1 pseudogene is annotated in these 255 nt (G+C 58.0%); it reads right to left on the bottom strand.

Going from position 1 to position 255, the window contains the following annotated elements:
- A pseudogene (locus tag AACY52_RS32015) lies at positions 1-255 on the bottom strand (IS630 family transposase); the annotation flags it as partial.

The following is a 255-nucleotide window of genomic DNA, read 5'->3' as shown; positions in this document are numbered from 1 at the left end:
GCGACGTTCAACTTGACCTGGGCGTAGTGGCAACATCGGTTGGGTGCGATCCAACGCCTGGATCTGGGTTTTCTCGTCAACCGACAGCACCAGGGCGTTATCCGGTGGGTTCAGATAGAGCCCGACCACGTCGACTACCTTGTCGGCGAAATGAGGATCGTTGCTGATTTTGAAGGTCTTCAGACGATGGGGTTTGAGGTCGGAAGCGGCCCATACCTGCCGAACCTGCCACGTGGTGACCCGCGCATACTTGGC

The organism is Pseudomonas sp. EA_65y_Pfl1_P113, assembly GCF_963970525.1.
Taxonomy (GTDB): Bacteria; Pseudomonadota; Gammaproteobacteria; order Pseudomonadales; family Pseudomonadaceae; genus Aquipseudomonas; species Aquipseudomonas tritici.
The sequence above is the reverse complement of the archived record's forward strand: the minus strand, read 5'-3'. Positions and strand labels throughout refer to the sequence as shown.